Here is a 20,534-nt window from a genome sequence, read left to right on the forward strand (position 1 = left end):
GTTATAAAGAGGGCATTAATCCTCCTTACCACGTCAACAATCAATATCAATTTAAATGCGGCTAAAAACAGAATTGACGCGCGATAATGGAAATAAGGTGTAGATGACTAAGTTCGGATTACGTCGCTCTGACGCATTGTTAGCCTGCTTTAATGGGGGTTAATGAAGAGCACTTTCTCAACAGGGTTTGCAAAGAGCTCCAAGCCACGCCACTATATTCAGTGACATGACTTTTGCGGGTAATACGTGTTGCGACTATAGATAGCCATAACACCCCTAAGGTATAACCCAATAGCAGCTCTACGATGTAAGGCGTAACACCAAGAGTGTTAACTTAGTGGTGAAGGTTTAATACAGTCAGGTAATGAGCACGGAACCATAAGCTAAATATACGCCAACCAGCCAAACTGATGATATCGAGGCTTTCGGCTCATTAATACACGATTCCTTGTTCGCGCTCTTTTTGCATATCAGCTTTCATTGCGCGCAACTGCGCATCGGTCAGGGGAATAGCGGCATCCTCGACCATGGCATCATAATTTTCATCAGGGGTAACTTCGTAGCCCATGCTTTGCAAAAGCCCAATCATCTTGGGTATCGAGCATATAACCGCATCCCCGCCCTCATGGGAAATATGCCCGCACAGCATGAATCCATCAAGAATATATGAAAGACTGCGGATACACTCAGGGGGGACCGAGTCGAATTCATACGGGGCGTCGATCTCCTTCTCATAAGAGCGGCGCATACCTCGAGGCTCAGCCACCAGCAAAAACACATCAACCTCGCCATCAACTAACAGCCTTACTGTTGTCATCTAAACCTTCAATCCGTTGTTTGGGTGCCAATTATCTGAGCCAATCAATACAATGCTCCCTTTTTGTTATTTCGCAATAGGTTAGCTCGGTTTAATTTGTGAACACCCCAAGCAAAGCGCATAATCGTTAGCGACGGGTTAATCCATGGCAACGTATATGAATATTGCGCGTGTAAGGCAGCTGGTGGCTGAATTAGAAACCGAAATTCCATTTATCATTGGTATTCGAAGCAAACAGGATTATTTAGCGGCTCTGAACTTGATCGACGATTTAATTGGCGACCTAGAGACGAATGGGCTGTTGCTCGACTTACTCGTCTTGAGGATTAGCGAGTACGAAGCACAAAGCGACGAATTCAAAGATTTTAACGATACGGTGAATAACACCGATAAAGGCGCAGCAGTATTGCGTGTTTTAATGACTCAGCACGGCCTAAATAATAGCGATTTTCAAGAGGAAATCGGCGATGCTGCAACTGTATCCATGATAGTCAATGACAAGATGCAATTGAGCCTTACCCATATCCAAAAGTTAGCCGCGCGTTTTAATATCCCCCGTGCGCTTTTCATTTAAAAAGCTAACACCTCATAACAAGGGCCGCTCGTTGTCATATAGCTATAGGATGATTGGCGACTCTACGTTTTTAAGCTTAAATCACTAAGGAATGACTATGTTATATCCAGTGGCCATCGAAACTGGCGACAACGAACACGCCTACGGGGTTACCTTTCCCGATTTACCCAACTGCTTTTCAGCTGGCGACACGCTAGACGAAGCGCTTAACAACGCCCATGAGGCCGCTAAAATGTTTCTCGAAGATTTGGCCGAACGCCAAATACCACCGCCACAGGCAAGCCAACTAGAGGCGCTAAAAATGGCACCTGAATACCATGGCTGGTCATGGGCGATTATTGACGTAATCATTGAGCCGTATTGAGGTTCGCTGTAAACGCTACATACGCGAACGCATGGAGATCATGCTTAATGACCCTGTCGCTTCCAGTAAAGGGATTTACCAGACTGCTATGTTGCGGAACCAAACAACGTCTATAACATCGGGCCAGCCTAACCCGCCCTTTTCGCGTTAATAGACACGACATTGTCAGCGGGATTAATCAGTAAATCTAACCAATCGCACCACATATCGAGTGCGGCTTGTTTTTCTGGTAAGTATTGGCTGCGATTATAAATAGCCATAACACCACCAAGGGTATGCCCTAATAGCTGTTCGACCACATAGGGGGCAACGCCTAAATCGTTAAGCTTGGTTGCGAAGGTTCGCCGCAAATCGTGTAATGACCAACATTCATTTTGCTTTAGTTTTTGATGAAATTTACTGCCAGAAGCACTGACCGTTTCACCACTTTTAAGCTCCCCTAAAAGGTAACCCGTATGGCCGTGGCGTTTATAAAGTAAATCAAGCAACGGCCTTACTTTAGCAGGTATGGGTCTGATGATGATCTTATCAGTTTTGCTGTGGGCTTTTGGCACTGTCCAAATGCCGCGTTCTAAGTCCCATTCATCAAAGGTTGATAACCGTAACTCCTGTGTACGGGCACCAAAAATGATTAAAAACTGACACAGATAGCGCATATATAAACTGCCTTGCCGCTCACGAATTGCACTTAATAAATCGTGTAACTCAACATCGGTTAACACCCTATCTTTTTTCCCCTGTTTCTTGCCTACGTCACTGGCGATCAAATCATCAAGCACATGACTCACAGCATACCGCCTAACTCGGCAATACCTCAGCGCCTGTTTCGCATTTTGTAGAATTTGGCCTGATGCTACAGGGGCTGGCTTCTGCTTGCCCTTAATGCCTTTACGGATACGGTCAAAACACTCAATCCAATGGCGAGTTTCCGTTTGTTCTAATGGAAAATGACCGATGTAGGGGTATAGATGAAGTTCAAACTGCTTAAGGCACTTATCTACGTTGACACGATTCTCGCGGGCGTATTCATCTATCCAGTAGTTAAGCGCTTGCCTAACAGTAACGGGAGCTAATGATTTTTCTCGCCCCATAGAACGCTTAATTTTGGGATCATGTCCTTCAGCGAGCCATGTGCGGCATTCCTCTGCGATATCCCGCGCCTTGCTGAGCGATAGGTCAGGATAGCTACCTAAGTCCATTCGCTTATTTCGACCTTGAATTTTATAGCGGTACTGAAAGCGGATTTTACCTTCTTTAGACACTCGTACGCCAAGACCTCTTCCATCAGAAAGCTCTAGCGGTTTAGGTTGAGATTTACCGTTTAAGGCGCGCAGACTGGTTTCGTATAACATGGCATTTTTCACTCAATAAAGGCAGAAAAAGGGTCAAATCCATGTACCCCCATATGTACCCCCATGTCACCATAGGAACCAATACGCATCAATACCAACCAAGACACTAAAATCCTCTTAGCTGTTGATAACTAATAAAAACTTATGTGAAACAGAGACATGTGAAAACCACTGAAAACACCTAAATGCAATCTACGGCATGAACTAATCCGCAAGGATTAAGCTGTTGTATTAAAAAGGCGAGTCAGCAATGACTCGCCTTTTTGCTTTATTAGCGACAATTCTTCGCCGTAGTACAGCAATAGAATTGCACTGACCTTGAGGCAACATCGCTACTCCCTTAGAGATATTTCATCGCATGAAATGTGATATGCCCGACTAATTTAGTCAGGATTTATTGCGCCAACATAAAGCTGCAAATATTATGCATGTAAAATTATTCTCGCTTTGGAGTGTTGCTATGTTATCTGCCCATCTCTCATCCGAAAACCCAGTTGAAGCACCGTCAGCCTCAATCACCCCATGGCTTGAACGCAAAGTGGGTGAATTAGTCGCGGAGGATTTTCGCCGCGCCCACGTATTTAGCCAATTTGGTATCGATTTCTGCTGCGGGGGTGGTCGAGTACTCGCCAATGCCTGTGAGCGAGCAGAGGCCAATCCTGAGCAGGTTGTTGCGGCATTGGAGGCGGTTTCCCACTCGGGTGCCAAAGAAGATGAACTCAATCAATTGCCACTCGACGAGTTGATTGATTATATCGAGCGCACCCACCATCAATACGTTCGTGCTAAGGCGCCGTTATTGCTCGAATATTCCGAAAAAATGGTACGCGCCCATGGCGAACATTATGCGGAGATTATTCCCTTCGCTGGCTGGGTGCGCGCCTTAATTGAAGACTTAATGCCGCATCTGATGAAGGAAGAAAATATCCTCTTCCCCGCGATCCGCACCATGAGCCAAGGCGAGCAAGTGCAAGGTTGTTTCGGCCATATAGGCAACCCGATCAATGCGATGCAATACGAGCACGAAGAAGCTGGGCAAATTTTGCAAAAGCTACACGAGTTAACCAATGACTTTACACCGCCGGAATACGCCTGCACCACATGGCGCGTCTGTTACGCGACTCTGGTCGAATTTGAGGCGGACTTGCACCGACACATCCATTTAGAGAACAACATTCTCTTCCCTAAGGCGCTACAACTTGCCTAGTACAGACTGCTCGTTCACACCCAAGGCCAGCACAACTGCTGGCCTTTGTTATTTTGGCGTGTTACAAAAAGTGGTGTGCTACGCAAGGAGCCGCCGCCATGACATACCCAACATTTGCACTCGATGATATTGGTTCACTGCATGAATCCGCCCAAGTGGAGTTTAAACTCGCGCGGGGCCGCGATGGTCAAGGTCAACTCCCCGAAGATATTTGGGCGACCTACAGCTCCTTCGCCAACACCTTAGGCGGCGAGATTATCCTCGGGGTGCGTGAAGAACACGGTCATTTCACCATTGAAGGCATTCCGAATCCCCTACCCGTATTACAGGAGTTTTGGGAAATCCTCGATGATCCAAGCCGCACCAGCCATAATATTCTGGCGATTTCCGATGTGCAGCTAATTGAAATTATGAATAAAAAGCTGATAAGAATTCGTGTACCACTCGCGCCAGAGCACCTAAAGCCGGTGTTTATCGGCACCGATGCTTATACGGGGACTTATTTTCGCGTGGGGGATGCCGACATGCACGCCAGCCGAAGACAAGTCACACAAATGCTGCGCCGCGCCCATCATTGCACTAAGCAACTCAAGGCACGTTAAGCCATTAAAAACCTGCGAGTAAATATCCACCCATAGCGGCAATCGCCACGCCCGATACCCGCATTAAGCTGCGCTGGCCCGTCAGGCGCTGCATGCCTAATCCTAACATCACTCCGCCGAGATGAATGACCGCAGTGCCAAACAAGAAACCGAAGGCATAGAGTACGGGGCTGGCGAGTTCAGGCATTTCCATCCCATGGGCATGACCGTGGAAAATCGCAAACACGCCCACAAAGGCCATGGCAAACAACAGCGGAAGTTGGCGGTCGAAGGCTATCGCGAGCCCAAGCAATAAGACAGATAGCGCAATACCAATTTCGACAAAGGGCACCGGAATCGCATAAAGACCTAAAATGCCACCCACCAACATAAAACACACAAAGGCTAAGGGCACAGTCCAAATGGCGCGGCCGCCCAATTGAGTACTGAGCATGCCCACACTCAACATGGCAAGGAGATGGTCAAACCCTAAAACAGGGTGGTTAAAGCCCGCCATAAAACCACCACCGGAGTGGATTTCGTGCGCCGAGGCAGGGGCAATAAAAGATAGACTCAAGAGCAGCAACAAACTTAAACGCACCATACAAATTCCTTGTTAGTGATGGCGTAACAACCGAGTGAAATGATTGTGAACACTCTACGGTAAAGCCGCGAAGCAGTCTTTGATCCTTATCACCTTAAGCTATCGCTTAATTCAACCGATAACATTGCTCAAGTTCTTAAACCAAGTTAAGGCAGTAACATTTCCAGTAGCGCATCGAGGTTCGCAATTTCCATATGGGGCAAGAGCGCTGCGATAGGTAGCGACGCCACGCGGCCAAAACTCGGGTTGAGCCAAACAGACTGACACCCTGCCAAACGTGCACCGCGAACATCGGCATTCATACTATCACCAACGTGCAGCAGTTCATCTAAGCCGATATCTAACCTTTCACAGGCCTGTGAAAACATATCCTTAGCAGGCTTCATCCGTACACCACTGCCAGGATGCAGCACAAATTCGAACACATTACTTAAGCCAATACGCTCTGCGTCCACATTGCCATTGGTGATACCAATCAACCGAAAATGGGCCGATAAGCGTGTGAGTAACGCCAAGACGTCGTCTGAAACCTGGAAATGGCTGCGATGAAAATAAAAACAATCCAAACCTTCTTGCGCGCCCCGTTTTGCCTCCGATTCGCTATAACCGAGCAGCGATAGGCCTTTATGCAGAGTCGCAATTCGCGCAGCCGAGGTGTCATGGGCTAGGGCGGGATTTTGCTGTAATAACTGTAACTTGAGCAGTCGCCATTGCTGCGGTTGCCATGCCTGAGTCAGCGGAAAAGCCTGATGCAAAAACTGCGTTAGCTCGGCTTCGGCATTCAGAATATGAGGCTCGTTATCGTATAGGGTATCATCGAGATCGAAGCTGATCGCACGGATATTCTGGGGTCTAAGATAACAACGCATTATTTATCCTGTTGTTTTTTCGCTCTAGGATGGGCGTTATCATACACCTTAGCTAAGTGTTGGAAATCTAAACTGGTATAAATTTGCGTGGTCGACAGGTTTTCGTGGCCCAATAATTCCTGCACCGCCCGTAAATCGGCACTGGATTCCAGCATGTGCGTCGCAAAGGAATGGCGTAACTTATGGGGATGCACCCGCATAGAAAGCGCCTGCTCCTGCCCCCATTTACTCATACGCGCCTGAATGCTGCGATGGGATAAACGCTTGCCCTTCTCGGTGACAAACAATGCGTTATCTTCACAGGAAATTTGTTTGCGGCACTTAAGCCAAGCACTGATGGCCTCTATGGCGTAACGCCCAACGGGGACGATGCGCTCTTTGTTGCCTTTGCCTAACACGCGCACTTCATGTTGATCGTATTGCACACTGGATAAGTCCAGCGCCGCCAGTTCAGCCAAGCGCAATCCGCTGGAGTAGAACAGCTCCATAATGGCTTTATCACGCAGGATCAGGGGATCATTACCCTCAATCGCGAGCAGATGCGAGATAGAATCAACGTCGATATTCTTAGGTAACGGTTTGGTCTGTTTGGGCGCGCTCAGCCCCTTGGCGGGATTAAGTTCTATCACGCCTGAGCGCAATAAAAACTCTCCCCACTGTTTGATAGCCGACAACCACAATGATAACGAGCGCGGACTCAAACCCTTGCGATGCAGCTTAGCAAGCACCTGTTGCCAATGCTCACGACCCACATTGAGCAAATCAACGCCCTCGGGCAGTAACTCGCTTCCCCGCTGCAATTCGTACATATAATTGCGAACCGTATGTGCCGATAACTGGCGCTCAGACTGCATATAGGTTTCAAACTGCTGCAAATAGGACTGACACCGCGGGGTCATCTCCAGCTCCTCATCATTAGGGAATTGAGGCAAGACGAACGATCTACCTTAAAGTTTGGCCAGCATATGTGCGAGTAATCGGCGTAATTGTTCGAGCAACATATTGTCCATATCGGGATGGAAATGCGCCGCATCTTGGCTGGCAACGGCAAAAATCATCGGAATTTCATCGGCTAACTTCACTAACGCGACTGAGCCCACTTCGCTACCAAACAGGCGTTTCGCTTCCTGCTGAGTTAAGCGGCCAAAGTAGTAATCCTTACGCAGACGCTGCGCCCAAATCGCTTGCATCTCCACATCGGCATCTAACACGCTGATCAAACGCACATGGGTAAAATTAAACTGCGTCTTTAAACTATCGGCCAGCACTTCTTTAAGGGCTTCTAAATTAACGCAATTGAGTAGCTTGAAAGACAACTCAGTGTTAAACCGAAATATCTTTTCATTGCGTGCCGCCATCGCCAGCAGACTGGTAATTTCTTCTTCGAGTTGCCCAACCCGTTGGCGCAGCAACTCTTGACGACGCTCGACCAAGGAAATCGCGCCTCGCTCCGAATGGGGTAAACGCATCGCCAATAACAGCTCGGGATAACGATTAAAAAAGTCCGGGTTATCGAGTAGGTACTCGCGAATAATCAACTCATCAAAAGGAAGATCGGTCTGCGGCATCAAAGGCTCGGTCATAACTGAATTTGTCCATCGTAAACGTGCTGCGCAGGTCCCGTCATCCACAGGGGTTTGCCTTCGCCTTCCCAATTGATGGTTAAGGTGCCCCCCGGTAAGTCGACACGTACCTGTTGGTCAAGTTTGCCTTGGATCTGCCCTACCACCACGGCGGCACAAGCGCCAGTACCACAGGCTAAGGTCTCGGCCGCACCACGTTCATAAACTCTAAGCTTGATATGGCCCGAGTTAACTACCTGCATAAAGCCGACGTTTACTCCGCGCGGGAATCGCTCATGCTTAGTGAGCAGCGCACCAATTTCGGCGACATTGGCCTTAGCAACATCTTCGACATCGAGCACGCAATGGGGGTTGCCCATCGACGCCGCACCACATAAAAAGGTTTGTTGCGGCGTCTGCAACAGATAGGTTTTTTCGGCCTTTTTGGCTTTGAAAGGAATTTGGCTTGGGTCGAGCACGGGCACGCCCATGTTCACAGTGACTGTGCCGTCACGTTCGAGGCGCAGAGTCATCTTACCCGCAGAGGTGCTTACACGAATTTTATTCTTATTCGTCAGTCCTTTATTACGAACAAAGCGCGCAAAACAACGGGCGCCATTACCGCAGTTTTCGACCTCACCACCGTCGGCATTAAAGATACGATAGTGAAAATCCAAATCGGGATCATAGGGCGGCTCAACCAGTAAAAGTTGGTCGAAACCTATGCCAAAGTTACGGTCAGCTAAACGGCGGATCTGCTCAGGCGAAAAGAACACGTTCTGCGTGACACCATCGACCACCATAAAATCGTTGCCCAGTCCGTGCATCTTAGTGAATTGGATCAAGATACTTATCCTTTAAGCCTAGGCGCCGCCATTAACTAGCCAAGCGCCTGAATCAATATAATTTTCTAGTTTACGGCAGGAGTTGCTCACCTTGCCAGAGCTGCGCTAATTTTTCTCGCTCACGCACCAGATAAGCCTTGTCACCATCGACCATCACCTCGGCCGCACGCGGACGAGTGTTATAGTTTGAGGCCATGGCAAAACCGTAGGCGCCGCTCGAGCGCACAACCAGTAAATCCCCCGCCGCAATCGCGAGTGCTCTGTCTTTACCTAAAAAGTCACCGGTTTCGCACACTGGCCCTACGATATCAAATACTTGCGCTTGTTCATCCCTTGGATTTACCGGAATGATATTTTGCCAAGCACTATAGAGTGCGGGGCGAATTAAGTCGTTCATCGCGCCGTCGACAATCGCAAAACGCTTATCGCTGTTTTCTTTAAGGTACAGTACCTGAGTGACGAAAATCCCCGCGTTAGCGGCAATGGCGCGACCCGGCTCGAAAATTAACTTGAGCTTACGTTCGCCTAAACGCGCGAGCAGTGCAGCGGCGTAAACATCTGGATGCGGCGGGGTTTCATCATCATAGGTCACTCCTAAACCACCACCTACATCGAAGTGTTCAATCACAATGCCTTGCTCGGCCAGACGGTCGATAAGGGCTAACATTCTGTCCATCGCATCGAGGAAAGGCTGGATCTCGGTCAGCTGTGAACCAATATGGCAATCGACTCCTTTGACCAGCAAATGTGGCAGCGCATGGGCACGGGCAAATACGACTTCGGCCTCATCCATGGCGATACCAAATTTGTTTTCTTTGAGACCCGTCGAGATATAAGGATGCGTACCGGCATCGACATCGGGATTCACCCGCAGTGACACGGGGGCAACTTTACCTAAGCGGCCTGCGACCTGATTCAACTGCTCTAGCTCAGCACTCGATTCGACATTAAAGCAATAAATTCCAAGGTTAAGCGCCTGCTCCATTTCGTCAACGGTTTTACCTACGCCCGAAAACACCACTTTGGCAGGGTCGCCACCGGCTTCAATCACCCGCGCTAACTCACCGCCCGAGACAATATCAAAACCACTGCCTAAACGAGCCAAGACGTTCAGTACGGCTAAGTTCGAGTTGGCTTTCACCGCGTAACACACTAAATGTGGATGGTCGGCCACCGCATTGTTAAATGCATGCCAGTGACGTTCGAGCGTCGCACGGGAATAGATATACAGTGGCGTGCCATACTGCTGGGCTAAATCATTGACCCGACAGCCTTCGGCGTACAGGGTATTGTCTTGGTAGAGAAAGTGATCCAATGTCCGATTCCTTACTGCGCTTTGTTGTAATTATGCTGATTATTATTGTGTTTTTTCAGTTTCAGCTTGAGGCTCCGCCGTGTCGGCTGGGGTTGCCTCACTCTTCGGCGCCTTGATTTTTGTAGGCTGACTCACCTCTGCGGGAGAGGATTTATACAGGGGGCCTTTTTGACCGCATGCTGTAATGAATAGGCTACCAAGCAATAACAATAAAAACAGTCTCATTTTTCTCAACATCTGTGCATCTGGTGACTAATAGCCTTATAATCGCACCCATCTTGACGAAAGCAAAGGACAGAAATGCATGGCCATGACAGATACAGAATTTCACCAGCTCGCCGATGACATGTTCCAAGCGATAGAGACCGCTATCGAAACCGCAATTGATGAACAAGACGCCGATGTCGATATTGATGCCAGCGGTAACGTGTTACAGCTGGAATTTGTCGATGGTTCGAAAATCGTCATCAACAAACAAGAACCTTTGCATGAGATTTGGGTTGCAACCCGTTTCGGTGGCTATCACTTTGGTTTTGTTGATGGTAAATGGATTGATGGTCGTAATGGCGGCGAGTTTATGCCCTTTGTGCAGGACTCCATCCTTCGCCAGAGCGGTATCGCACTGAGCTTCTAATAAGCGCGTGCAGCATTGCTAAGCGGGAGCAACTCCCGCTTAAAACTCCACATTAGCGTTATTGATATCGACCCCAAAGGGCATCACCGTTAGCTCGCCCGCCACCCGCACCAGATGGAAAAACTGCGGAATATTAAACCTCGCCTTCGCGGCATAATACTCATCAAACACATAGTGATGACTCACTTTGTTGACCAACTCCACCATATTCGAGCCCGGCTGCACATAATGACTGAGCTGATTATCTTCATCGAGAATAAACACGTCCAAGCTTTCGGGCCGCTGCCGTAAGAAATATTGAATCGCCCCCTTAGCCGCAAAGTTCTGAATAATTTTCGGCATACTCGAAAAGGGATCGTCGCCCAACTCTGGCCGAGGCAATTGCACTAGATGACTGCGTGACAACTGCTGATAAAAGGATTTGGCATCACTCAAGTCCTGATACGCCATCCCCAAGGGATTAAAGAAGATCCCATAACGGGTATGACTGATTTGCAGCGGCTGCACTAAGGTGCTCGATTGTTGTACCTGCTGACATAGGCGCACGGTTTGTTTCAGCAGGTTTTTCACCGCTAACTTAAGCTGAGGTCTGAGTTTTTGCGAGCAGCTAATCACATCCATATCCACTGGATGGGTCGCTCGCCTTAATCCAGGGGTGACAAACGATAGCGCCTGCAACACCGCGGTTTCGCCCTCAAAACGGTGGCATTGCCATTCTCCCCAACTATTGAGGCAGATGGCATCGAGGGCGCCAAGCATATTTTCCTTCTTACGGCCCAATGAAAACACGTTGGCATTCATCACATCGACCATCATCTCCTGCCCGTGCCAGTGGACGGTTGGGTCGCAGTCAAGATTGAGCACAAAAATAAGCTTTCTAAAATGCCAAGGCTGGCATAGGTCGAGTTTCGATACCCGCCAGTCATGGTCGATAAAGTTAAGCAGTCGCCTTGATGCCTCGGTTAAGCGCCGAGATTTAACCTTACTCTGGCCAAACTCGTACCATTTGGTTTCTGGCGTCGACACACCATTCAAGCAAGCCCAGATCATCAATGCCGAGGGGGTTTTCCCCTTGCATATCGCCGATTCACCCAATAGATTTTGCGGCTTTGGCCCTTGGCGGTAGAGGTAATATTGGTTTTCCTTGGTGCTAGACACCATGGTCACTTCAGATTCGGCGACCGAGCGGCTCCAGAGCAGGTTTAACTTAGCGATTTGGTCTTCATCTTGGCTGAAGTAAGTGTGCAGCTTGCGGGTGAGCATCCCCAGCTCTTCAATCCTGAGTCCCTCGTTCAACTCATGGGTCGAGGCGAAGCGCAGCAGCGTCTGGTAACTCGCCAGCAGCAACTCGTTGAGTTGCTCGTTAAACCAGTTCAGTTGTCCGCTATGCCAATGCTCACAGTCATCTAAGGTCGAAATCAAACTGTCGGGCCACTGCCATTCTTGCACGAGCTTTTGCATTTTGGCGTAGCGCCAGTCTTTGCCTTGGTCCGCCACACTCAAATACACGCCACATTTGAGGTAAAAACAGCGGCGCACAATCTCGAGTCTACGATTATCATTCTGCTTTAACAGGTAAGCCTCAATGACCTCATAAATCGCGTAATAGGCATCGTTAGAGGTGGAGAAATCGCCCGCTAAGGTCTTTTGCCACAACCTATCGCACAACAGCTGCGAATGGGGATATTCACTCGCATAGGCTTCCAGTAGCAGTACTTTTATCAACGCCTTATGAGGCTTATTAAGGCCTTTATAGAGCTGCCACAGCGACGCCCCAAAGTACTCACTCGCCGGTAGCTCGTGCACATTACCTAGATACAACAGCTCTGGATTGAGCTTGGCATCGGGCCACCATGCAATGGTTTTACCCGCTAACCGAATTTGGCTACGGTAAAACTCCTCAAGCAATAACCAGTGTTGCGTACTGCCGCTGTGTTCATGGGCCATCGACGATTGGCAACCCGAACGCTGCGACATATCGCCACAAAACTGCTGCGGGTGAACCAAGTAAAAGTTCACCTCAAATTGATATTCGGCAAACCAAGCGGTTAAGCGCTCAGTTTTTAATTTAATTGAGGCTAAGTCGTCATCACACAGCTGTGCATGGTGCACTAACCATACATCCACATCGCTCTTGGCATTCTGACCAAAACTGGCTGTGCTGCCCATAGCGTAAACCCCTTCAAAAGCCGGATTTTCAGCCTCGCTGGCGCTAAAGGGGAGCTTAAACACATCGCAGGCCTGCGCCTCAAATGACTCTGGGCTATAGCCTTGAATGCCACTTGGGGTATTGGGGTCAACAAAACCAGGATACTGAACGCTATTCTGCTGAATAAGAAAGGGGATTAAACGGAACAAATGCTTTTGCAGCGGCGACAACAAGGCTAAAGCTCGTGCGATACGAACTTGATTAAGTCTTTCTGCGATATCAGGAAATTGACCTTGTTGATCCATCCAAGAAAACGACGCTCAAGCACGAGTAAGAAGTGTGCTCATGTTAACACTTTTGCAAAGCTGAGCAACTAAATGAGAACTCCATCACACTTTTTAGCTATTTAGAACACCGCCGACTTCAAAGAATCGATACGGCTTCCTTACATTCACGAATAGCCAATGTTAGCATTGGCGCAACTAAGATCTCGGATGGAAACTAGGCATGTCTGAAAACCGCATACGTATCGCTACCCGCAAGAGTCCGCTGGCCATGTGGCAAGCTGAATTTGTTAAAGCAGAATTAGAACGCGTTCACCCAGGTATCGTGGTGGAGCTATTGCCAATGAGCACTAAGGGCGATGTTATCTTAGACACCCCATTAGCTAAGGTTGGCGGTAAAGGCCTGTTCGTGAAAGAGCTCGAAGTCGCCATGCTGGAAGATCAAGCCGATATCGCAGTGCACTCAATGAAAGATGTGCCAGTGGATTTCCCCGAAGGCTTAGGGCTGGAAGTGATTTGTGAACGTGAAGATCCGCGCGATGCCTTTGTGTCTAACCTGTATAAGTCAATCAGTGAGCTGCCACTTGGCGCCACAGTAGGCACCTCAAGCCTACGTCGTCAGTGCCAACTGCGCGCATCACGCCCAGACCTAATTATCAAAGATCTGCGCGGCAACGTGGGTACTCGCCTCGCGAAACTCGATAACGGCGAATACGATGCGATTATCCTGGCTGCTGCAGGTTTAATCCGCCTGAAATTGTCTGAGCGTATCGCCAGCTTTATCTCTGCGGAAGAATCCTTACCCGCCAACGGACAAGGCGCTGTCGGTATCGAATGCCGCACTAACGATGCACGCGTAAAAGCACTCTTAGCACCTTTAGAACACTTAGAGACTCGCTACCGCGTGATCGCCGAGCGCGCCATGAATACTCGTCTCGAAGGTGGTTGCCAAGTACCTATTGGTGCCTTTGCCGAAATCCACGGTGATGAGATGACTCTGCGCGGCCTCGTGGGTAATCCCGATGGTAGCGAAATCATCGAAGGCGTGATCACAGGTCCAAAGACCGAAGCGACGCAACTCGGTGTCGCCCTTGCAGAAGAACTGCTCAGCAAAGGCGCTAAAAGCATCCTCGACGCTGTTTACGCAAAAGCCTAAGACGATGAAAGTCTTACTGACGCGCCCCGAGGGGCGCAATCAGTCCATGGTCGATGCCTTAACTGAAAAAGGTATCGACCACTGCGTTACCCCACTCCTTTGTGTCGAGGCTACGCCTCCTCTGCCGCCTGACACTTCGCATCCCCTAACCCATGTCGATCTGGTTATCTGTATCAGCGCTAATGCGGTGAGCTTTGCTGATGCTGCGTTTAAAGTCGATACTGCCCAAGTTACAGGCTGGCCAAGCGTACCTTATTTCGCCGTGGGTCATGCGACTTGGGAAGCGCTGCAAGAGAAAGGAATTGAAGCTCTCGAAGCACCGGATGATTGCCAGCAAACGGAAGGCTTGCTGACATTGCCTCAGCTACATCATATCCAAGGCAAACACATCACTATCATTCGAGGTGTCGGTGGTCGTGAAGCCCTCGCCGAGCAACTGAGTGCCAGAGGTGCGAAGGTACGCTATTGGGAAGTCTATCAACGCGCTTGCCCGCCGCTCGATGGCGCTGCGGTTAGCCAACACTGGCGTGACTTAGGGATAGATACTATCGTCGTAACGAGTGGTGAAGTACTGGATAATCTGATTAATCTAGTGCCAAAAGAGTTATTTGCATGGCTGCGCTCATGTCATATCATAGTCCCCAGTAACCGAGTAGAAGCTCAAGCTCATGCCTTTGGTATAACCCAAGTCACCAATGCCAATGCCGCCAACAGCAAAGCCGTGCTAAACGCCCTTAAACTCTAAGCGCTATTTAGCCCGATTTTACTCGAATTTCGGCAGTAGCATGATTTTAAGGACTGTTAAATGGATAACAACAAGCACGACGCCCAAAGCCCAGAGTCACAGGCTACCCCAGTTCTCGCTCCATCGGTCAATACCGATGACGTTGCAGCAAAGACCGAAGCGACTGAACCGCAGGTCAATCCGCTCGAAGATAAAGCTGTCAAACCTGCCGATACTAAGCCGCAAGCCAGCAAACCCGAATCGACCCAAGCGACTCGCCAAGTGGTGCAAGTGAATCGCAGCTCTTGGGCGATTCGTTTCGGTGTGTTACTGGCCTTAGGCTTAACCGTTTGCACCATAGGTGGCGGCTATTTGCTGTATCAACAAATGCAGCAACAGCTTCAACTGCAAGAGACAAAAAATCTAGCCCTACAAGATCAGTTGCAGCAGGCTTTACTCGCCCCGAATCAGCGCATTGCACAGCTTGAGCAACAACAACTGTCCGATGCCAAAACCTTCCAAGAGCTAGCGAAACTCGCTACAGACCAAAGCCAGTTGCAGGACAGGTTAAATAAACTGGCCCAGCGCAGCCCAACTCACTGGATGGCCTCGGAAGCCGAATATTTGGTGAACATGGCAGGGCGTAAACTTTGGCTCGAAAAAGATCCACGCACGGCGACCGACTTATTAAAGTCCGCCGATGAAACCATTGCCGCGATGAACAACCCAGCCTTACTGCCAATCCGTAAGGCGCTAGCCAAGGATATCGCCGCGACCACCAATATTAAGAGTGCGGATATTGAAGGCAGCGTGTTAGCAATCGATGCCTTAATCGATCAACTCGACAAATTACCGCTAAACCGTGCCGATACTAACGCAAGCGCCCCAGAAGACACCACCATTTCTGGCGATCTGAATGATTGGCAAAGCAATCTAAGTAAAACTTGGAAGGCGTTGACCCAAGATTTTATTACCATTCGCCACAGAACCGCCGATGCGCCAGCCCTGCTAGCGCCTGAGCAACAATGGTATCTGGTTGAGAATGTGCGCCATAAACTGCTGCAAGCACAACTGGCACTCTATCGCTATGATAGAGCGGCTTATCATCAATCACTGATGATGGCACGCCAGTGGATCCAAACCTATTTTGATGTTCAAGCACACCCAACCACTGAAGCCATTGCCGAAATCGACAAACTGGCGACATTGGAACTTGACCCTATTACGCTGAAATCCTTTGCCGCTAAACCACTGTTATTACAGTTAACCAGCTATGGTGAACTCACCTCTTCAGAGGAACCACAGCTATGATTAAGGCATTGATATTTCTTGGGATCATATTAATAGGCCTGTGTATCAGCCCTTGGATTGTCGGCAATACTGGCTATGTGTATATTGCAGCGGGTGATTATCAGCTTGAAACCAGTTTAGTCTTTGGGATCATCATGTTAATCGTGTTCTATGCCCTATTCCAAGTACTGGAATGGCTAGTGATCACTGTGATTAACCTGCTGCTACGCAGCCGTTTTATCCCACAACATTGGCGTCGCCGCTCCGCCAAGAAAAACACCTTAATCGGCGCACTCGCGATTGCCGAAGAAGATTGGCCTGCGGCAGAACGCGCCATGATTAAAGGGGCCGACAACGGGGAACTGCCCGCATTAAATTTGTTAGCCGCAGCGCGTGCCGCGCAACACCAAAATAAAATCACCGAGCGAGATCAATATCTTGCCCGAGCAGAAGCCCAACCTATGACGGCCAATGCGGTGGCAACCACTCGTACCCGTTACTTGCTCAAGCAAGGGGAATTAACCTTAGCCAGAGCGGAACTCGATAAGTTAGCGCCAACCAGTAAGAGCAAAGCTCCTGTACTGAAACTCGCCCTAGAGTTATACCGGGCGCAACAAGATTGGGAAGCGCTTAAGTTATTGCTGCCAATATTGAAGAAACGCCAAATTCTAGATGATGCAAAGTTAACTGCACTCTGCGTTGAAACCCATTGCGCCCTATTAAAAGCAGCGAGTCTTAAAGGGGAAGACGCCCTAGAGCAATGTTGGCAATGGCTTTCACGCGATGAACGTAACCAGTCTGAGTTTTTAGCGATTTACGCCATGGGCTTATGCCGCTTCAATCGCAAAGACCAAGCGCTTAAATTACTCTCGAAAAAGCTGCGTAGTTCGCCAGAGTCGGCACTGTTAGAAGTGATACCACAGATAGTCACCGCCCATGACGAAGAGATCCGCAAGCAATTGCTCAAGCATGAAATCACCCATGAGAATAATGCTGATTACCAAAAATGCTTAGCGCTGCTGTATCAACAAACCCGCGACATGAAAGAAGCGAAAACCTGCTGGCAGAATGTGTGTCGTCTTGCGCCGAGTAAAGACTCTTGGCTAGCGCTAGCCCGTATTCAAGAGCAGTTAGGCGAACAGGGCAACGCTAATCAAAGCTATCGCCAAGCGATAAACCTGTAATGTGCTTCAGCCGCAGCTCCACTATCGGAGTTGCGGCTTCTCAGCTCCTCAAATCTAACCAATCACTTCCATTTTGACTTGTCTAAACGCCGCTTTAACAGAATTCATAAAATTTTAATGTCTATACACAGACTATTTTGTTATAAATATGTTTCTATATATAAAACAAAGGTACTAGATGCAGCGTCTATTCTGCTTTAAGATACCACATCTAGTTAAGGCAGATTTAAACGCCAATTTTTCGCACCACTCTCCGTAAAACCCAGTCATAGCAAGTTATCGCGTCGCGTCAAAAAATTGACTTCCCATTAGTACCAAGCTAAAATTTCACCACTTGTATCACAATCCATCACATTTGTTGGATCTGTGCATCTTTGGATTAACACAGTTAGCTGTTGGGAGCTTATTATGGGATCGATCATTACAACAAAGAAAGGTTTGCTCAAACTGGTAAAAGGGCAAATCGAAGTCGAGGTTAATGGTTCAAATCAACCCGCTAAGGACGGCGAACAACTCCCAAAAGGTGCTGTTCTCCATATCGGTGAAAATGCAACCTACGAAATCACCTTCGATGATGGCACTAAGCTGTCTAACGAAGTTGCACCGAGTATTGCTGCCACTCCCAACGCTGGCGATCAAGCAACCCAAGACGAAATCCAAGCACTACAAGATCTGATCGCCTCTGGTGAAGACCCAACTCAAAATCTACCAGAAACCGCCGCAGGTAATGCTCCAGCTGGCAGTGACGGTAACTCAGGTTATGTCACCCTTGCCCGTGATGGCACTGAAGCCTTAGCCACATCAGGTTACTCAACCTCTTCACAAACACTGACAGCAACGACGACTGCGGCTCCTGACCAAACCGTAGCAACGGATTCTCCTTCAGTATTAGCAAACGACAGTATTACCGTTGATGAAGATACCGTTGCTTCAGGCAATGTGCTCACGAATGATGTAGATGCAGATACAGTATTAAGTGTGGCGGGTTTTAATATTAATGGTACCGACTTCGCCGCAGGCACGATTGTTACCCTTGAAGGCGGTAGCTTTGTACTCAATGCAGATGGCTCTTACACCTTCACACCAAATGAAAACTGGAACGGCCAAGTACCTGTCATCACTTACACCACTAATACAGGTTCAACTGCAACATTAACCATTAACGTCACTCCTGTTGATGACCCATCGGTATTAGCAAACGATACCAATACTGTCGATGAAGATACGATTGCTACAGGCAATGTGCTCGACAACGACACCGATGTGGATTCAACCTTAAGTGTTGTTAGCTTTACTGTATCAGGCAGCACTTTTGCCGCGGGTACCACTGTCGCTCTAGAAGGTGGTAGCTTAGTACTCAATGCCGATGGCTCTTACAGCTTTACTCCAAATGCAGATTGGAACGGCCAGGTTCCTGTTATCACCTACACCACTAATACAGGTTCAACTGCAACATTAACCATTAGCGTCACCCCTGTTGATGACCCATCGGTACTAGCAAACGATACTAATACCGTCGATGAAGATACGGTAGCTACCGGAAATGTCCTAGATAACGATAGCGATATTGATGATACCCTTTCTGTTGTCAGCTACTCAGTTAACGGACAAACCATTGCTGCGGGCACCGCGGTGACTCTCGAAGGTGGTTCATTACTGATTAATGCCGACGGATCTTACAGCTTTACTCCAAATGCTGATTGGAACGGCCAAGTTCCTGTTATCACCTACACCACTAATACAGGTTCAACAGCGACATTAACTATCAATGTCACTCCTGTGGCCGATGGTGGTCCAAGTGTTACTATCACAACAGATACTAACGATGATGGCTTTATCAGTAATGCTGAACTCGGTGGTGCAACCGAAGTTAGTGTCACTATTGGTTTAGGCGGCACTGGTGCAAATGCAGGCGATACTCTGACGGTCAATGGTGTTGACTATGTGTTGACACAACAAGATATCAACAATGGTTTTGTCAATTTAACACTGCCTGCGCCAGCTGAAGGCGAAACCATTACTGTGGTAGCAACCATCACAGATCCAGCGGGTAACACCTCGCCTGAAGGTAGCGATTCAGCCCTACTCGACACAACTGCACCAACAATTACTGTGAGTGCTCCTGATGATACGCAAGACACTACCCCAACAATTACTGGTACTACTGATGCAGCGCCTGGCAGTGTGATCACTATTGTTGTAACAGACAGTAACGGTGTGCAACAAACTCTCACTACAACCGTTAACCCCGATGGTACTTATGCTGTCGATGTAACAGAACCGATCCCTCATGGTGGCTATACCGCAGTAGCGACAGTAACAGATCCTGCTGGCAACACAGGTAAAGCAACGGATAACGGTAATGTCGATATTAAGATTGATGAGGATGGCGACGGCAACACAGTGGCCATCACCAGCATCACCCAAGACACTGGTAGCTCCAGCACGGACTTTATCACCAACGACAACACCTTAGTGTTCCACGGTACCGTCGATTTGGATGATGACAGCACCTTAGCCGTCACCATCAACGGCGTGGTCTACACCACCGCCAACGGCTTAGTGATTGATGCGCAAGGTAACTGGAGTGTGGATTTAACTGGTACCGTGCTGCCTGACGGCACCTACCCTGTGGTCGCCACCGTCACCGACGTGGCTGGCAACAGCAAAACCGTCACCCAAGATGTGGTGATTGATACCAAGATTGATGAGGACGGCGACGGCAACACCGTGGCCATCACCAGCATCACCCAAGACACCGGCAGCTCCAGCACGGACTTTATCACCAACGACAACACCTTAGTGTTCCACGGTACCGTCGATTTGGATGATGACAGCACCTTAGCCGTCACCATCAACGGCGTGGTCTACACCACCGCCAACGGCTTAGTGATTGATGCGCAAGGTAACTGGAGTGTGGATTTAACTGGTACCGTGCTGCCTGACGGCACCTACCCTGTGGTCGCCACCGTCACCGACGTGGCTGGCAACAGCAAAACCGTCACCCAAGATGTGGTGATTGA

Annotated in this window: 20 protein-coding genes; 10 read left to right on the top strand and 10 right to left on the bottom strand. The window is 48.8% G+C overall.

Annotated features, from left to right (window positions below):
- Positions 1-433: 433 nt before the first annotated feature.
- Positions 434-817: a hypothetical protein gene (locus tag B5P39_RS13955; RefSeq protein ID WP_088211930.1), complete on the bottom strand. Its 384-nt coding sequence runs from the start codon at positions 815-817 to the stop codon at positions 434-436.
- Positions 818-974: 157 nt separating this feature from the next.
- On the opposite strand from B5P39_RS13955, the gene B5P39_RS13960 reads away from it, so the two are divergent.
- Complete coding sequence (locus B5P39_RS13960; RefSeq protein WP_088211931.1) at positions 975-1,391, top strand: helix-turn-helix domain-containing protein; 417 nt, start codon at positions 975-977, stop codon at positions 1,389-1,391.
- Between the two features lie 97 nt (positions 1,392-1,488).
- Positions 1,489-1,755, top strand: a complete 267-nt coding sequence (locus B5P39_RS13965; RefSeq protein ID WP_088211932.1) for a type II toxin-antitoxin system HicB family antitoxin — start codon at positions 1,489-1,491, stop codon at positions 1,753-1,755.
- A 128-nt stretch (positions 1,756-1,883) separates the two neighbouring features.
- Here B5P39_RS13965 and B5P39_RS13970 read toward each other — a convergent pair whose 3' ends face one another.
- Complete coding sequence (locus B5P39_RS13970; RefSeq protein ID WP_023268977.1) at positions 1,884-3,107, bottom strand: tyrosine-type recombinase/integrase; 1,224 nt, start codon at positions 3,105-3,107, stop codon at positions 1,884-1,886.
- Between the two features lie 460 nt (positions 3,108-3,567).
- On the opposite strand from B5P39_RS13970, the gene ric reads away from it, so the two are divergent.
- A complete protein-coding gene (ric, locus tag B5P39_RS13975) occupies positions 3,568-4,314 on the top strand; it encodes an iron-sulfur cluster repair di-iron protein (RefSeq protein WP_088211933.1) in 747 nt (248 codons plus the stop codon).
- Between the two features lie 98 nt (positions 4,315-4,412).
- Positions 4,413-4,916, top strand: a complete 504-nt coding sequence (locus B5P39_RS13980; RefSeq protein ID WP_011715618.1) for an AlbA family DNA-binding domain-containing protein — start codon at positions 4,413-4,415, stop codon at positions 4,914-4,916.
- 4 nt (positions 4,917-4,920) lie between these two features.
- On the opposite strand, the gene B5P39_RS13985 is transcribed toward B5P39_RS13980, so the two are convergent.
- The 7 genes from B5P39_RS13985 to lptM form a co-directional block, all read right to left on the bottom strand.
- Complete coding sequence (locus B5P39_RS13985; protein WP_088211934.1) at positions 4,921-5,499, bottom strand: HupE/UreJ family protein; 579 nt, start codon at positions 5,497-5,499, stop codon at positions 4,921-4,923.
- Between the two features lie 146 nt (positions 5,500-5,645).
- Positions 5,646-6,368, bottom strand: a complete 723-nt coding sequence (locus B5P39_RS13990) for an HAD-IA family hydrolase (protein ID WP_088211935.1) — start codon at positions 6,366-6,368, stop codon at positions 5,646-5,648.
- Positions 6,368-7,267 (bottom strand): tyrosine recombinase XerC, encoded by a 900-nt coding sequence (xerC, locus tag B5P39_RS13995; protein WP_088211936.1) that lies wholly within the window; start codon positions 7,265-7,267, stop codon positions 6,368-6,370. The genes B5P39_RS13990 and xerC overlap by 1 nt, the downstream gene beginning before the upstream one ends.
- Positions 7,268-7,315: 48 nt before the next feature.
- Positions 7,316-7,951: a DUF484 family protein gene (locus B5P39_RS14000; protein ID WP_088211937.1), complete on the bottom strand. Its 636-nt coding sequence runs from the start codon at positions 7,949-7,951 to the stop codon at positions 7,316-7,318.
- Complete coding sequence (dapF, locus tag B5P39_RS14005) at positions 7,948-8,775, bottom strand: diaminopimelate epimerase (protein WP_088211938.1); 828 nt, start codon at positions 8,773-8,775, stop codon at positions 7,948-7,950. Before dapF ends, B5P39_RS14000 begins: the two co-directional genes overlap by 4 nt.
- Positions 8,776-8,845: 70 nt before the next feature.
- A complete protein-coding gene (gene lysA / locus B5P39_RS14010) occupies positions 8,846-10,090 on the bottom strand; it encodes a diaminopimelate decarboxylase (RefSeq protein ID WP_088211939.1) in 1,245 nt (414 codons plus the stop codon).
- 42 nt (positions 10,091-10,132) lie between these two features.
- Positions 10,133-10,327, bottom strand: a complete 195-nt coding sequence (lptM, locus tag B5P39_RS14015; RefSeq protein WP_088211940.1) for an LPS translocon maturation chaperone LptM — start codon at positions 10,325-10,327, stop codon at positions 10,133-10,135.
- 67 nt (positions 10,328-10,394) lie between these two features.
- Here lptM and cyaY point away from each other — a divergent pair, with 67 nt between their 5' ends.
- Positions 10,395-10,724 carry an iron donor protein CyaY gene (cyaY, locus tag B5P39_RS14020; RefSeq protein WP_011621196.1) on the top strand — a complete coding sequence of 110 codons (330 nt, stop codon included), beginning with the start codon at positions 10,395-10,397 and terminating at the stop codon, positions 10,722-10,724.
- A 39-nt stretch (positions 10,725-10,763) separates the two neighbouring features.
- On the opposite strand, the gene B5P39_RS14025 is transcribed toward cyaY, so the two are convergent.
- Positions 10,764-13,178, bottom strand: coding sequence for a class I adenylate cyclase (locus B5P39_RS14025; protein WP_088211941.1), 2,415 nt, complete (start codon positions 13,176-13,178; stop codon positions 10,764-10,766).
- A gap of 202 nt (positions 13,179-13,380) precedes the next feature.
- Between B5P39_RS14025 and hemC the strand changes: the two genes are divergently transcribed.
- The 5 genes from hemC to B5P39_RS14050 all read left to right on the top strand — a co-directional run.
- Complete coding sequence (gene hemC / locus B5P39_RS14030) at positions 13,381-14,313, top strand: hydroxymethylbilane synthase (RefSeq protein WP_088211942.1); 933 nt, start codon at positions 13,381-13,383, stop codon at positions 14,311-14,313.
- A gap of 4 nt (positions 14,314-14,317) precedes the next feature.
- The gene (locus B5P39_RS14035; RefSeq protein ID WP_088211943.1) at positions 14,318-15,058 is read left to right on the top strand and encodes a uroporphyrinogen-III synthase; all 741 of its coding nucleotides are present in this window, start codon (positions 14,318-14,320) and stop codon (positions 15,056-15,058) included.
- A 60-nt stretch (positions 15,059-15,118) separates the two neighbouring features.
- On the top strand, positions 15,119-16,348 hold the full coding sequence (locus B5P39_RS14040) for a uroporphyrinogen-III C-methyltransferase (protein ID WP_088211944.1): 1,230 nt from the start codon (positions 15,119-15,121) through the stop codon (positions 16,346-16,348).
- Positions 16,345-17,511, top strand: coding sequence for a heme biosynthesis HemY N-terminal domain-containing protein (locus B5P39_RS14045; protein ID WP_088211945.1), 1,167 nt, complete (start codon positions 16,345-16,347; stop codon positions 17,509-17,511). The genes B5P39_RS14040 and B5P39_RS14045 overlap by 4 nt, the downstream gene beginning before the upstream one ends.
- A gap of 408 nt (positions 17,512-17,919) precedes the next feature.
- Positions 17,920-20,534, top strand: a 2,615-nt coding sequence (locus B5P39_RS14050) for a retention module-containing protein (RefSeq protein ID WP_140418336.1), incomplete at its 3' end; no start/stop codon positions are given.

This window comes from Shewanella sp. Shew256 (assembly GCF_002196695.1).
Lineage (GTDB): Bacteria > Pseudomonadota > Gammaproteobacteria > Enterobacterales > Shewanellaceae > Shewanella > Shewanella mangrovisoli.